At 65.5% G+C, this 14,675-nt stretch carries 8 protein-coding genes; 5 read left to right on the top strand and 3 right to left on the bottom strand.

What is annotated here, in order from left to right:
* The first annotated feature begins 9 nt into the window (after nt 1-9).
* Together LMA02_RS33265 and LMA02_RS33260 are read left to right on the top strand one after the other, a co-directional pair.
* Nucleotides 10-1,197, top strand: coding sequence for a M20 aminoacylase family protein (locus tag LMA02_RS33265; protein WP_228910921.1), 1,188 nt, complete (start codon nt 10-12; stop codon nt 1,195-1,197).
* A 169-nt stretch (nt 1,198-1,366) separates the two neighbouring features.
* The gene (locus LMA02_RS33260) at nt 1,367-2,269 is read left to right on the top strand and encodes a GNAT family N-acetyltransferase (RefSeq protein WP_228910141.1); all 903 of its coding nucleotides are present in this window, start codon (nt 1,367-1,369) and stop codon (nt 2,267-2,269) included.
* A gap of 31 nt (nt 2,270-2,300) precedes the next feature.
* Here the strand turns inward: LMA02_RS33260 and LMA02_RS33255 are convergent, their stop codons facing one another.
* Nucleotides 2,301-4,520, bottom strand: coding sequence for a LamG-like jellyroll fold domain-containing protein (locus LMA02_RS33255; RefSeq protein ID WP_228910140.1), 2,220 nt, complete (start codon nt 4,518-4,520; stop codon nt 2,301-2,303).
* A gap of 420 nt (nt 4,521-4,940) precedes the next feature.
* On the opposite strand from LMA02_RS33255, the gene LMA02_RS33250 reads away from it, so the two are divergent.
* Nucleotides 4,941-5,246, top strand: coding sequence for a hypothetical protein (locus tag LMA02_RS33250; RefSeq protein WP_228910139.1), 306 nt, complete (start codon nt 4,941-4,943; stop codon nt 5,244-5,246).
* Between the two features lie 212 nt (nt 5,247-5,458).
* Nucleotides 5,459-7,648 (top strand): TonB-dependent siderophore receptor, encoded by a 2,190-nt coding sequence (locus tag LMA02_RS33245; RefSeq protein WP_228910138.1) that lies wholly within the window; start codon nt 5,459-5,461, stop codon nt 7,646-7,648.
* A gap of 24 nt (nt 7,649-7,672) precedes the next feature.
* Here LMA02_RS33245 and LMA02_RS33240 read toward each other — a convergent pair whose 3' ends face one another.
* A complete protein-coding gene (locus LMA02_RS33240; RefSeq protein WP_228910919.1) occupies nt 7,673-8,488 on the bottom strand; it encodes a response regulator in 816 nt (271 codons plus the stop codon).
* 988 nt (nt 8,489-9,476) lie between these two features.
* Between LMA02_RS33240 and LMA02_RS33235 the strand changes: the two genes are divergently transcribed.
* Complete coding sequence (locus tag LMA02_RS33235) at nt 9,477-13,091, top strand: YadA-like family protein (RefSeq protein WP_228910137.1); 3,615 nt, start codon at nt 9,477-9,479, stop codon at nt 13,089-13,091.
* Between the two features lie 114 nt (nt 13,092-13,205).
* Here LMA02_RS33235 and LMA02_RS33230 read toward each other — a convergent pair whose 3' ends face one another.
* Nucleotides 13,206-14,579 carry a TolC family outer membrane protein gene (locus LMA02_RS33230; protein ID WP_228910136.1) on the bottom strand — a complete coding sequence of 458 codons (1,374 nt, stop codon included), beginning with the start codon at nt 14,577-14,579 and terminating at the stop codon, nt 13,206-13,208.
* Nucleotides 14,580-14,675 lie beyond the last annotated feature (96 nt).

Below are 14,675 nucleotides of genomic sequence, written 5' to 3'. Positions count from 1 at the left end.
GTGCCGAAATTGGAAAACCCCGTGATTCCCGACACGTCGCTGCAAGCGCATTACGCGCACTGGGCGAAGCTGCGCCGCGACCTGCATGCGCATCCCGAGCTGCGATTCGAAGAACACCGGACGGCCGACGTCGTCGTCCGCGAGCTCGAAGCGCTCGGCTATGCGGTGTCGCGCGGGCTCGGCGGCACGGGCGTCGTGGCGAGCCTGCCCGGCACGGATCCGGGCCGCGGCATCGTGCTGCGCGCCGATCTGGATGCGTTGCCGATCCACGAGGCCAACGACTTCGCGCATGCGTCGTGCACGCACGGGATCATGCACGCGTGCGGCCATGACGGCCATACCGTGATGTTGCTCGGCGCCGCGCGCGTGCTGAAAGCGTTGCCGCAGCTGCCGGGCACCGTCCATTTCGTATTTCAACCGGGGGAAGAGGGCGGCGCGGGCGCGCGCAAGATGATCGATGACGGGCTGTTTGAGCGATACCCGACGGAGGCGGTATTCGGCATGCACAACTGGCCCGGTTTGCCAGCCGGGCATTTCGGCTTGCGCACCGGCCCGATCATGGCCGCCGGCTCGCGGTTCAGGATCACGATCACCGGCAAGGGCGCGCATGCGGCGCAGCCGCACCTGGGCATCGATCCCGTTCCGCTCGCGTGTTCGATGGTGCTGCAGTGCCAGACGATCGCCGCGCGGCACAAGGATCCCGTCGACCCGGCGGTGATTTCCGTCTGCATGTTCCATGCGGGCACGACGGACAACGTCATTCCGGACACGGCCGAGCTGCGCGGCACGATCCGCACGCTGTCGTCGGCCTTGCAGCAACAGCTGCAGCGCGACATCCGGCTCATGTGCGAGGGGCTGGCGGCGGCTTATGGCGCGCAGGTCGACGTCGAATTCTTTCAGTACTACCCGGCAACGGTCAACACGCCGGTCGAGACGGCACTGTGCGAAGCGGTGATTCGCGACACGTTCGGCGAAGAACGCCTGTACCGCGACGTGCCGCCGAACATGACGTCCGAAGACTTCGGCTTCATGCTGGAGGAGCGCCCCGGCGCGTACGTGCTGATCGGCAATGCGCCGGTCGGTTCGGCGTCGCCGGCGCTGCATCACCCGAAATACGATTTCAACGACGACATCATTCCGGCTGGCGTCCGGTACTGGGTGGCCCTCGCACAGCATTATTTCGCGCGATTCCCGTGACGCTGTGCGTGACGCCGACCCGGTCGGCAGTCGGGCCGCATCGAATGGTCATGCGCGTGCTTGGCATTAAGTTTTGATTAATGGTGAATTTATAGATCGTTAGGCACAGGAAAATCATTCATTCCTATAGTTGGGTTGTGAAACTGCGCCATTTCGAAGGATGACTTTGATGAACGACGAACACGTAATGAACGCTTCCGGCGCCGCGACGGCGCTGCACTACCGCAGGTTTACCGCGGCCGACGTACCCGCGGCCCACGCACTCTCCATGGCGCTTCGGTGGCCGTTCAGGGCGGAAGACTGGCAGTTTTCCGCGGACACCTCGATCGCGTTCGCGGCCGAGGAAAACGGGGTGGTCATCGGTACGGCGATGTGCTGGAAGTACGGTGCGGACCGTGCTGCTATCGGACACGTGATCGTGTCGTCCGAGCATCAGGGCCGAGGGATCGGCCGCGCGCTGATGGAGGTCCTCCTCGACGAACTCGGATCGCGCATCGTATTCCTGCATGCGACGCCAGCGGGCCAGCCGCTCTACGAAAAGCTCGGTTTCAACGTGTGCGGATCGCTGGATCAATATCAAGGGAACGTGAGTCAACCCGCAGCGGTTGCGCTGCCCGACGGCGCTCGACTGCGGGCTGGCACACCCGCCGATCTGAGCCGCTTCGTCGAGCTGGACGCGCGTGCTTCCGGCTTCGAGCGCGACGCGCTGATGTCGGCGTTGATGAAGCGGGGCGAAAGCGTCGTGCTCGAGCAGGATGGCGAGATCGCCGGATTTTCAGTGCTGCGCCGCTTCGGTCGCGGTTACGTGATCGGCCCGGTCGTCGCACGGCGTTCGAGCGACGATGCGCAGGCGAAGGCGCTGATCAGTCACTGGCTGAGCACGCGGGAGAATGAATTCATTCGCATCGACGTACCGTCGGGAACGAGTTTGCCGGACTGGCTCGACGCGCAGGGAATGAAACGCGTCGACACCTGCTCGAAGATGGTTCGCAACGCGCCTGTCGACGCGCACCGCGGCGCGACCGATCCGGTATTCCGACAGTACGGTTTGATCAGTCAGGCGATGTTGTAAGCGCCGGCCGCGCGGCCGGCGGTGGCAAGCATCACGCTCCCTGCGCGAGCGCCTTCACCTGTTCGGCCGACATCGCCCCGCGATAAATGCGGAATTCGTCGATCAGGCCGTTGAAGAACGGATCGCCCGGATACTGCGAACGCCCGATCCAGTTCTGCGCGGTTTTCCCGATGCGCCAGGGCGCGAAGATGACGTCGTTCGCCGAGCCGATCGCATCGCCGTTCAGATAGAGCGTCGCGGTGTCGGCCGCCAGCGTGACGGCGACGTGCGCCCATTGTCCCGCCGGCAGTGCCGCGTTGCCGTCGATCGTGCGCTCGCCATGGCCGCCATTGGTGGTGATCGCGAAGCGCATCGTGCCGCCGTGGCTCTTCGGCGTGACGAACAGATAGCGGCCGGTGCCCGAACCGAAATCGAAGAGGCGCGCCCACGTCTGGCCGCCTCGCCAGTTGACCCACGCCGCGATCGTGACATCCGACACGTCCGTGACGATGTCGTTCGGCAACGCGACGTAGCCGGTAGAGCCGTCGAGCGACACAGCATTGCCCGTTTTGCCGGGCCCGCGCGATGCGCCGCCGACGAGCGTGCCCCCATGACCGTTGCCGCTCGCGTCCGCCGCACTCGTGCCGCCGGTCTCGTCGAACGTCAGCAGCGTATGCAGTTGCAGGGCCGTTGATGCGGCCACTTCCGCCGAATTCGCGGATTCGCCCGATGCCGTGCGCGCACTGATCACGTAGTACCAGGTGCCCGCGGCCGGGTTGTCGGTATACGTCAACGGATCGACGATGCCGGTCGCGATGGTCGTATACGGACCGCCCGTGGTTACGGCACGCTTCACGTCGTAGCTGGCGGCATTCGCGATGCCCCACCACGACAGCACGACGTGCCCGGCGGCCGGCCACGCGGTCAGCCCGCTCGGTGCGGTTGCGGGTGCAACGGGATCGCGCGTGCACGTCAGCGTGCCGTAGCCGAGCTGGTCGTAGCCGCCGCTCGTTTCGCCGTAGTTGCCGCCGCCGCCTTCGGGCTGGATCGCGCGCGCGAACTTTTCGGACCACGGTGCGGCGAGTCCCCTGCGGTTCACGTAATGGTTATAGACGAGCGCCCAGCACGGACGAATCACGCCTTGGCTGCCGGTCGAGAATTGCGCTTGCGTGACGTCGACGTTGGCGTAGCGCGCGTACGGCACCGTCGGGAACGTCCCGTCCGGCTGCACGAGATTCGCTTTTGCAACGTATTCGGCGCCCGCGAGGAAGCGGTTGTTGTCGTGGCCGTACAGGTCGATCCCCTGGTTCCACGCCATTTCGCAGATCGCGCCGGCGAGCGCGATGCCGAGCGTGTTGTGCCCCTGGTCGCGGCCCGATTCCTGCCATTGGCCCAGGTGGCCGGGATGCAGGTAATAGACGGCCTGCGCGATCGCGCCGTTGCCCGCGCCGTCGATGAAATAGTTGACGGCTTCGTCGAACTTCGCGTGGTCGTCGCACAGCACGCCGATCGCCATGATCGACGCGATGTTGCACAGATCCCAGTTCGCCCAGTAGTGCGTGATGTCCGTGTTGTTGTGGCGGTTCAGGAAGTCGGCGTTGATCGGGTAGAACTTGTCGGCCATCATCGCGCGGAACGCGGCGAAGTCGGCCGCGGCCCAGCCGGGATACGTGCGCATGATTTCGCCGGCGTTCGCGAATTCGTACCCGTAGAGGCCGGCGGCCAGATCGACGTTCGAGTCGCCAGCGAGGTTCTGCAGCGTCGACGACCATTCGTTCATGATCTGCACGGCCTTGTCCGCATACGCTTTGTTACCCGAGACCTTCCAGCGCAGCGCGCACGCGTAGGCGGCCGCGATGTCCTTGTACAGCACCGGATAGTTTTGCGCGCCGGTGCCGCCGCGCGTGACGACGGCTTGCGGGCGTGGCGACCACGTCAACTGCGCATGGCTGTTGGCAATCAGCGTGTTCCAGCCGTCGCGCCACGGCGACGCGGCCGCCGCGACCTTCTGCGCGATCCGGTCGAAATCGGCCTGCGTGTGCAGCAACCCCGGATGGGCGAACGCCGTACGGGTCGTGACGGCGGTGGTGCCCGTCGCCACGCGCGCGAGCGCACGGTTGCCGGCCGCCGCTGCCGCACTCGTGACGCCGCGGACGCTCTCGCTTGCGCCGGAGCCGTTGCATGCCGACAGCGCGAGCGCTCCGACGCTGTAAAGGAAGGTGCGCCGGGAAACGCGCGCGCCCGATTCAAGCAGGAGAGGGGTGTCGTGCATGTCGCGTTGGTTCCTTGACGAGTTTCACGGAAGGCAAGCGATGTCGCGCGGTGACGGAAGGGCACGCGGCGAAATCAGTCATCGCATGACGACGCGGATTGTAACGGAATGGAGGGCGATGAGGACCACGAATGGGTGGCGTCGTGCCAAATTTTTCGATAGCCGATTATCACGCTCCAGTTGATTAACATGCTAAGAAAGCGGAAAAAAATGGCGATTGATACGTTTGCGAGATATGATCGTCGCCGGCGTGCGGGCGGCAGACTTTTCAGGTATGCAGAACGATAGATTCCCACTATTTCGGACGGTCGTCATACGACGGATGACGTGGTGCGGGTTTCATATCGCACTCCTGGTCCGCACGCCGCGGCAAGTCCATGCCGGTGAAGCCACGAACGACAAGAATCGGAGAACGACACGATGACAAGCAGCCTCCCAGGTTTGAACGAACGGTTTGCACGACGTGCGGCGTGGGTCGCGTCGCGCTCGACGCTGGCTTGCGCGGGTGTGACGGCAATGCGGGCCGCCGCCTCGGCAACGACGACGGTCGACACGCAGTGGGGCACCGCGACGCACTACACGTTCGGGCCGGGCGCGGTGAGCTTATCCGGCTCGATCGTCACGTCGAGCGCGAACGACGTGACAGTGACGGGCACGTCCACGCCATCCGACAGCAGCGCCGCGTTCACGACGCTGAAGTTCGTCGCGCCGACCTCGCCGATCTGATCGGACACGCGGTGAACGATCGTGCGCCGGCAGGCATTTTTTCTAAAGACCGCACAACGTTCCGCCGATATCATTCAGGCGCTCAAAAACGACGCAATCGAACGACGCGCACCGACTCGTGCGCGACAGGCCCGCACCGCCGGCCAGCCCCGCAACGAAGCACGACCGGGCGCGCGGCACCCGGGCAACACGACGGAGACACTAGCTAAACGATGGGAACGGCAACAGGTTCGGTGCGACGCGCAATCGCGATCGCGGCCGGGGGAACGTTGTGCGCGGCGGCCGCGGGCGGCGCGCACGCGCAGGCATCGAACGCGGCGGCAACGCCATCGGGCGATGCGGCGGCGATGCTGCCGAAGATCGACGTGACGGGCGAGGCCGCCCGCGCATCGCTCGGGCTGGTCGGGTTGCGTACCGCCACTGCGACCAGGACCGACACGCCGGTCGCCGAGATCCCGCAGACGACCAACATCGTGACCGCGCAGCAGATCGAGATGACCGGCGCGACCGACCTGAACCAGGCGCTGCGCTACGTGCCGGGTTTCGCGACGTTCGGCTCCGATACGCGGACCGACTGGTATGCGGCGCTGCGCGGCTTCACGCCGACGCTGTATGTCGACGGCCTGGCGGCGCCGAACACGGCGGTCATCGCGAACTGGCGCGTCGATCCTTACACGATCGACTCGATCGCCGTGCTGCGCGGGCCGACGTCGGTGCTGTACGGCGCGGGCGAGCCGGGTGCGATCGTCGATGCGCACACGAAGCTGGCCGACGGCGAGCGCGTGCGCGAAGCCGGCGTGCAGATCGGCAACGATGCGCGCAAGCAGACCATGCTCGACATCGGCGACAAACTGGATCCGGACGGCCGATATGCGTATCGCTTCGTCGGCATCGCGCGCGACGGCAATGCGGTGACCGGCCCGAATGCCGACCGGCGCGTCGCGGTGGCGCCGTCGTTCCGCTGGCGGCCGACGGCCGACACGTCGCTAACGGTGTCCGCTTCGTTCCTGCAGGATCACGGCGACATTTCGTCGAACTTCCTCCCGGCGTCGGGCACGGTATTGCCGAATCGGAACGGGCGTCTGTCGCAGGACATCTACATGGGCGACCCGACGTTCAACGACTACCGGAAGAAACAATGGTCGCTCGGCTATGCGCTCGAGCATCGCGTGAACCCGATCTGGACGCTGCAACAGGACGTGCGCTGGTCGCGCCTGTCGCTCGACGACGCAACGGTGTTCGGCAACGGCTTCATGCCCGGCAGCACGACGAACATGATGCGGTTCGCGGGCCTGTTTCAGTTGAACTACAGCCGGCTCGACATCGACAATCGCGCGCAGGCGCGCTTCGCCACCGGCCCGCTCGAGCACACGCTGCTGCTCGGCCTGCAGTTCGACCGGCAGACGACGACCAACAGCGTGTGGCTCGCGCTCGCGCCGTCGCTCAACCTCTACCACCCCGTCTATCGTCCGGTGACGGCCGCGATCTTTTCCGGCCGCACGTCGCTCGGGCACGTCGATCAGTACACGGCGATGAATTCGCTCGGCGCGTACGCGCAGGACCAGATGCGCTGGAACCGCTGGACGCTGACGCTCGGCGGCCGCGAAGATCGCGTGAACGCGCGCTTCGACGACCGGGCGGCCGGCATCGGCACGCAGCAGGACGTCAGTGCGTTTTCAGGGCGCGTCGGGCTCACCTATCAGGGCGATGCGGGATTGTCGCCTTACGTGAGCTATTCGACGTCGTTCGATCCAGTGATCGGCGTGCGGATGTACGGCGGCGGCCTGCCGAAACCGACGCGCGGCAAGCAGACCGAAGCCGGGCTGCGCTGGCAGCCGGCCGGCCGGAACCTGATGCTCACCGCGGCCGTTTATCGGATCGACCAGACCAACGTCTTGACGCCGACGCCGCCGAATCTCGACCCCACCGGCACGTCGTCCGTGCAGACCGGCAAGGTGCGTTCGCGCGGCATCGAACTGAGCGCGGTCGGGAACGTGACGCGCGAGCTGTCGATCGTCGCGTCGTACGTCTATCAGGACGTCAAGAACGTGCAGGCGAACGATGCGTCGCTGAACAACTGGCCGGTGTCCGTGCCGCTGCCGCGGCAGATGGCGTCGCTGTGGACGGACTGGACCTGGCACACCGGCGCGCTGTCGGGCCTCGGCGTCGGCGCCGGCGTGCGCTACCAGAGTGCGTCGGCCGGTGCGCCGGACAATTCGCTGACGGTGCCGAGCGCCACGCTGTACGATCTCGCGATGCACTACGAGCTGCGTCACTGGCGATTCGCGCTGAATGTCGCGAATGTGTTCGACCGCCGCTACGTCAGCGGCTGCACGTCTTACACGGTATGCGTGTTCGGCAACGAGCGGACGGTGCTGGCCAGCGCCAAATACAACTGGTAGCCGTACCCGCGATGCCGGGCGCGACTACGCGTCGCGCTGCGGTTCCCGGGCGGCATCACGCCCGGCCGCATGGCGTTCTCGCCGCCATTCGGTCGGCGTGATGCCGAACCGTTCGCGGAACGCGGTGGCGAAATTCGCCGGCGTGGAAAAGCCGATCTCCTTCGCGATGCTCGCAATGCTGAGCGACGTCGTATCGAGCAGGTCCTGCGCGATGCGCAGGCGCTCGTGCCGCAGATATTCGAACACCGTCTGGCCCAGGTTGTCGCGAAACGCGCGCGACAACCGCTTCTCGTGCGTGCCGACCGCGCGCGCCAGCTGCTCGACGGTCGGCGGGTCGTTCAGCGTGCGCGACAGATGCCGAATGGCCGCGCGCACGATGATGTCGTCGTCCTTGCCCGTCGCAAACGGATCGTGCGCGGCGGGCGCATCCATCGGCAATGGCCGTTTCGTTCGCGCGAGCTGCACGCGGATTCGCGCGACGACTTCGGCGGGTTCGAACGGCTTCACCACATAATCGACGCCGCCGATTTCGAGCCCTTCGACGCGCTCGTGCAAGTCGCCGGCCACCGTCAGGAAAATGACGGGGATCGCGCTCGTCAGCGGATCGGCCGCAAGCCGCCGGCACGCGGTGAAACCGTCCATGCGCGGCATCCGGACATCCATCAGCACCAGGTCGGGCATGAGTGCCTGCGCGCGCTGGCAGGCCTGCACGCCGTCGAATGCGATGCTGATCCGGCATCCGGTGCTGCGCAGGACGTCGATCAGCAAACGGAGCTGGTCGGGCTGATCGTCGACGATCAGGATATGGGCATTATTCAACGCGGCGGTCGATGGCGACATCGTGTACCTGTTCAGGAAAGGCTGTGGGCAGCGTTCCTGCGCGCGGTCGATTCCGGTTCGGGAAAATCGTCGGAAGCCGTGACATGACTTCGCGAAAACGCACGGTACGCTCGCATCGACAAGCGGACTTCGCCGGACTGCACGGCAGGCAGTATGTCGGCGCATTACTCGGCGTTGTTTCTTTTGATCGCTGAGCCGATAAAGGGGCGGAAGATTGCCGCTGCCGGAATCGATGCGAGCGGAATTGTAGGGGGATATCTCGATTCTCGCTAGAGTGCCTATCTCTATTATTGGGATGCGAGTCGGGGCTAACGTTGAATCCCCTTTTCGGTATTTTGCAGTTTTTTGCGAGATTGCTTTTAATGGCACTCCGCTCCAGCAAAGTATTTATCCTTCCAGGAAAACATTTTTATTAAGCGCGGCAATACGAAATCGTTTGCGAGATTGGTGTTTTTAACCTAAGACATTGAAAACATTGCATTTTGCAATCTATAAAGAATGCCGCCTTCACTAATGCCGGGGCGTGTCTCATAATTCGTCCGAACTTTGGATGACGGATGGATTCGACGGGTTGGACCTCCGGCATACCGTGGCAGACGTTGCGGGATTAGAGTCCGGTGCATCAATTGATGTGCGCGCCGACGAATATTCGTCACGACGTCCGTCGCATCCGCATTATCGACGTGGATGGAAATTCGTTCGCGTGCAGCAGATGAAATAAAAGAAACGGGGTTGGTCGCGCCACGCGCGGCATTCAATTCGGAATGTCAATGACAGCAGGTTGACTCGCGAGAATCAGCAGGGACGAGCTCGTCTATGGCAGTCATTTTGTATTCCTGATGGTTTTTATCGAATGAACGGAACGGGCCGTCGACCGAGCGACGCGCCTGGGCAGCGTATCGCGCATTGAGTTCGAAGTTGAAGTCGAAGCTGTAAATAAACCTAAGTAGTCCAAATTCAAACCAAAAGCCACAAAACGGAGCAAAAAATGCAGAGGAACCAGATTTCGGCGCTCGTCGCCGCCATGTTCGCAAGCGCAGGTGTGCTGGTCGCGGGGGCTGCACACGCGGACAATTTCGTCGATCGCGGCAACCCGGACAACGCGCTGAACGGGCAGTGCATCGACGGTACGAACCCGTTGTGTGTCGCGACGAAGAGCGGGACGTTCGTGGCGACGAGCAGCACGAACTTCACGTCTGGAACGAATGCGAAGGCCGGCTCCAGCGGCATCGCGATCGGCGACCAGTCGAACGCGGGCAGCCAGGGTGGCTCCGGCAGCGGCGGCGGCATTGCGATCGGCGTCGGCGCCCAGGCACTGGCGAACTCGGCCACGGCGATCGGCACGGTGGCCGTCGCGCAGGGCAATACGGCGCTCGCGGTGGGCCGTCAGTCCGCCGCGATCGGCGATTACTCGATGGCGCTCGGCAACGTTGCCGATGCGCATGGCACGAGTTCGATCGCACTCGGTCACTCGGCGCTGGCGAGCGGCGATCGCTCGATTGCGATCGGCGGCGCGAATCCGACCACGAGCGACGGCGTGTCGAACGGCGCATCCTACGATGCCGCGACGCAGACCCGTGCGGGCGGCACGCAATCCGTCGCGATCGGCGCCGGTGCGCAGACGAATGACAACAACCAGGTCGCGATCGGCTCGGGCAGCGTCGGTGCGAACAACGGCGGTACGCCGGTATTCGGCGGCACGGCTGCACCGGTCGGCGGGGCCGTCTCGTTCGGTTCGCTCGGCCACGAACGCCAGATCAAGAACGTCGCAGCGGGCGCGGCCGATACGGATGCCGTGAACGTCCAGCAGCTGAAGAACGTGAACAGCACGCTCAGCACCGGCATCGCCAACGTCGACGCACGCGTGACCTCCGTCGGCAACACGCTGTCGACGTCGATCGCGAACGTCGACCAGCGCGTGACCAACGTCGGCAACAGCCTCAGCACGAGCATCGTGACGGCGACGCAGAACGTCGTCAAATACACCGACGATTCGCATGCCGCGATCGCGCTCGACGGCAGCGCCGGCACGACGATCAGCGGTGTGGCGGCCGGTGTCGCCGATACGGACGCGGTCAACGTCGGCCAGCTGAAGGGCAGCGTTGCGCCGCTGCAGACCTCGCTGTCGACCGCCGCCGCGAACATCACGAACCTGCAGAACAACGTGACCGGCCTCAATGCATCGCTGAGCACGGCCGCGTCGAACATCGGCGGCCTGCAGGCAGCCGATGCGCGCAACGTGAAGTACGACGGCGCGAGCGGCTTCGACTCGGTCACGTTCGCCGGCCCGAACGGCACGACGCTGCACAATGTCGCGGACGGCAAGGATGCGCACGATGCCGTGAACGTCGGGCAACTGGGCAGCGGCCTCGCATCGCTCAGCACGAGCGTGACCAACAGCGTGAGCACGACGATCGGTAACCTGAGCACGTCGATCACGAGCCAGATCGCCAACGCGACGAAGAACGCGGTGCAGTACGACGACGATGCGCATGGCGGCGTCACGCTCGGCGGCCAGGGCGCGCCGGCACCGGTCGGCCTGCACAACGTTGCGGACGGCGTGAGCGCGAACGACGCGGTGAACGTCGGCCAGCTCGGCAAGGCGACCGATACGCTGAACCAGTCGATCGCCAACGTCGGCAACAGCGTGACGAAGCTCGGCGACCAGGTGACGACGAACACCGGTAACATCGCCGCGCTGCAGCAGGATGCGCTGCAGTGGAACCCGAGCCTCGGCACTTACGATGCGAGCCACGGCGGCAACAGCCCGCAACGCATCGGCAACCTCGCGGCTGGCCAGAACGGCACCGACGCGGTGAACGTCGACCAGCTGAACGCGGCGATTCACGACGGCACGAGCCAGCTCGATGCGCTCGCCGTGAAGTACGACGATGCGAGCAAGCATCAGGTTTCGCTGGGCGCGGGCAACGGCGGGATTCCCGTGCGCGTGACCAACGTCGCGGAAGGCAACGTGTCGACCGGCAGCACGGACGCCGTGAACGGCGCGCAGCTGCGCCGCGCGATCGACGGCACGGCATCCGCGCTCGGCGGCGGGGCGACGGCGAATACGGATGGCTCGATCACGGCGCCCGCGTACAAGATCGGCGGCGATTCGTTCAACAATGTCGGCGACGCGCTGACGAATCTCGATGGCCGCGTCGGCAGCAACACGACGACGCTCGGGAATCACGAGACGCGCATCGGCAATGCCGAAACGAACATCGCCGTCAATACGACCGCGATCGCCGGGCTGCAGAAGGATGCGCTGCAGTTCGACCCGACGCTCGGCGCATACAACGCCGCCCGTGGCGGCGCGCCGACGAAGCTGACCAGCGTCGCCGACGGCAATGTCGCGGCCGGCAGCACGGACGCGGTGAACGGCGGCCAGTTGTACGGCGTGAAGTCCGATCTCGAGCAGCAGATCACGCAGGTGTCGAACCAGACGGGCGAGGCCGTGAAGAACGTCGTCAAGTACGACGTCGACGGCAACGGCAACCGGCTGAACTCGGTCTCACTGATCGGCGGCAACCCGAACGCGGCGGTCGTGCTGAAGAACGTCGCGGCCGGCACCGACGATACGGACGCGGTGAACGTGAAGCAGCTGAAGTCGGTGCAGTCGAACCTCGACCAGCTCGGCGCGCTCGCGGTGCAGTACGACGACAGCTCGAAGGGCTCGATCACGCTCGGCGGGGCGGGTGGCACGCGCATCACCAACGTGAAGGCCGGCACGCTCAGCGCGACCAGCACGGACGCGGTGAACGGCTCGCAGCTCTACGCGACGAACCAGCAGGTGTCGAAGAACACGACCGATATCGCGAACCTGCAGGACAACGTGACCAACATCGCGAACGGCAAGGCCGGGCTCGTGCAGCAGCAGGACCCGAAAGGCGCGATCACGGTCGGCAAGGACTCGGGCGGCACCAGCGTGAACTTCTCCGGCACGGCGGGCGACCGCGTGCTGACCGGTGTCGCGGCAGGCGTGAACGGCAACGACGCGGTCAACATGGCCCAGTTCAACGACGCGCTGAAGACGGCGGCGGCCAACGACCAGATCCGTGCGGCGGCAACCGATGCGAACACGACGTGGATCGCGCGTGCCGATGCCGGTTCGATCGGCACGACGGCGACGGCAACCGGCAAGAACGCGGTGGCGGTCGGCCAGGGCTCCGTTGCGGATCGCGACAATTCGTTCTCGGTCGGCGCGAAGGGCAACGAACGGCAGGTCACGAACGTGGCGGCCGGCACGGCGCCGACCGACGCGGTGAACGTGCAGCAGCTGAACGACAACCTCAATACCGCGTCGACGCAGGCGAAGGGCTACACCGACCAGCGGATCGGGCAGGTGTACAACTCGTTCAACGACCTGAAGAAGGACATGTACGGCGGCGTGGCGTCGGCGATGGCGGTGGCCGGTTTGCCGCAGCCGACGGGAGCCGGGCGCTCGATGGTGTCGGCGGCGACGTCGAACTATCACGGGCAGCAAGGCTTCGCGGCCGGGTACTCGTACGTGACGGAGAGCAATCGCTGGGTCGTCAAGGCGTCGGTGACGGGCAATGCGCGGTCGGACTTCGGCGCGGTGGTGGGCGCAGGCTATCAGTTCTGATGCGGCGCGACGGACGTTGACCGTCGGGTATCGGGCATGCGGACGATGCCCGACACCGTAGTCAACGTCGACGACTGAAGGGCCCCGGGGTGCAATGCCGACCCCGGGGCCTCGTCATTTGCCGGGATCGGATGTGCGCCGGTCGAAGGCCACCGCCGGCTGCACGCCGCCGGCGCCCCACGCCTGCGCGGGCCGCGCGACGTGAAGCGTGTCGAGCAACTGCCCCATCCCGGCGAACACGCGGTACGCGCTCGCCACTTCCGCGTACTGGCCGCTGATGTAATCGATGCGCGCGCTGTAATACTCGTTCTCCGCGTTGAGCAGGTCGAGCAGCGAACGTTGACCGATGCCGAACTGCAACAGGTACGCCTCGCGCGTCGACGCGCTGGAATCGACGTACTGCTTGAGCACGACCAACCGGTCGCGTGCGGTGACGTATGCGTTGTAGGCGTGCGATTCGCCTTCCGCGATCTCCAGGCGCGTGCGGTTGCGGTCTTCCTCGGCCTCCCGGATCTGCGCATGCGCTTCGCCGATATGCGCCTTGTCGGCGCCGCCCTGAAACAGGTTGTAGCGCAACCGCAGCATCACGCGGCGGTCGTTCGTCGGACCGAGCACACCGTCACGGTCATGGCTCGCGCTCAGCTCCAGATCGATGCGCGGCCATAGTGCGGCCTTCGCCGCGTCATAGTGCGCATTGGCCTGCGCGACGTCCGCCTCGGCGGCCGCGAGGGACGGGTGGTTCGCCAGCGCCGTATCCAGCGCGAATCGTTCCGTCGGCGGCAGCGTGGCTTCCGGCGCGACCGGCTTGACGAGCACGTTCGGCGGCGCGCCCACCAGCCGCGCGTAGGCCACTTCGGCGTCTTTCAGGTTGCTTTGCTCGGAGCGCAGGTTGTCCTGCGCGAGCGCCAGCCGGCTTTCCGCCTGGTAAAGGTCGGCGCGCCGGCCGACGCCGCGGTCGCTGCGCAGCTTGATCTGATCGTGGATCCGGCGGTGGGACTCGAGGTTGTCGGTGGCGGCGGCGACCGTTTCCTGGCGGCGCAGGACTTCCAGATACGCGCCCACCACGCGCAGCGCCACGTCCTCCGAGGTTGACGCGACGCGATTCGCGGACGAGTCGATGCGTGCCCGTTGCCGCGCCACTTCGCTCTTGACCGCGAAACCGTCGAACAGCATTTGCGACAACGTCACGCTGGCCGTCCGGTGCGTGAACGTCGTGCGGTTCAGGCCGAGCAGACGCGTTTCGACATCGTCGCGCTGCTCCTTGCCGATCGCCGCGTCGACGTCCACGCGGGGCAGGTAGCCGGCTCGCGCCTGCTTCAGGCCTTGATCCGCCGCTTCTCTGTTGTATGTCGTGGCAAGGACTTCGGGGTTGGTCCGGATCGCCTGCTCGACCGCTTCCTGCAGGCTTTGCGCGGCGGCGGGCGCGGCGGTGCCCGCGAGCGCCGACGCGAATGCGAGCACGGCAAGCAGAGGGCAGTTCCTGTTCATCGACTGTTTCCTGTCGCCCGACGGTGGTTTGCAGCCAGCCTTGGGCACGATTATACGTTGCGCGATGCCGGCGATCATGCGACCGGCCATCGCGAC

It is taken from the genome of Burkholderia sp. B21-005 (genome assembly GCF_020843965.1).
GTDB classification, from domain to species: Bacteria; Pseudomonadota; Gammaproteobacteria; order Burkholderiales; family Burkholderiaceae; genus Burkholderia; species Burkholderia ambifaria.
This window is presented reverse-complemented; position numbering and strand designations above follow the sequence as displayed.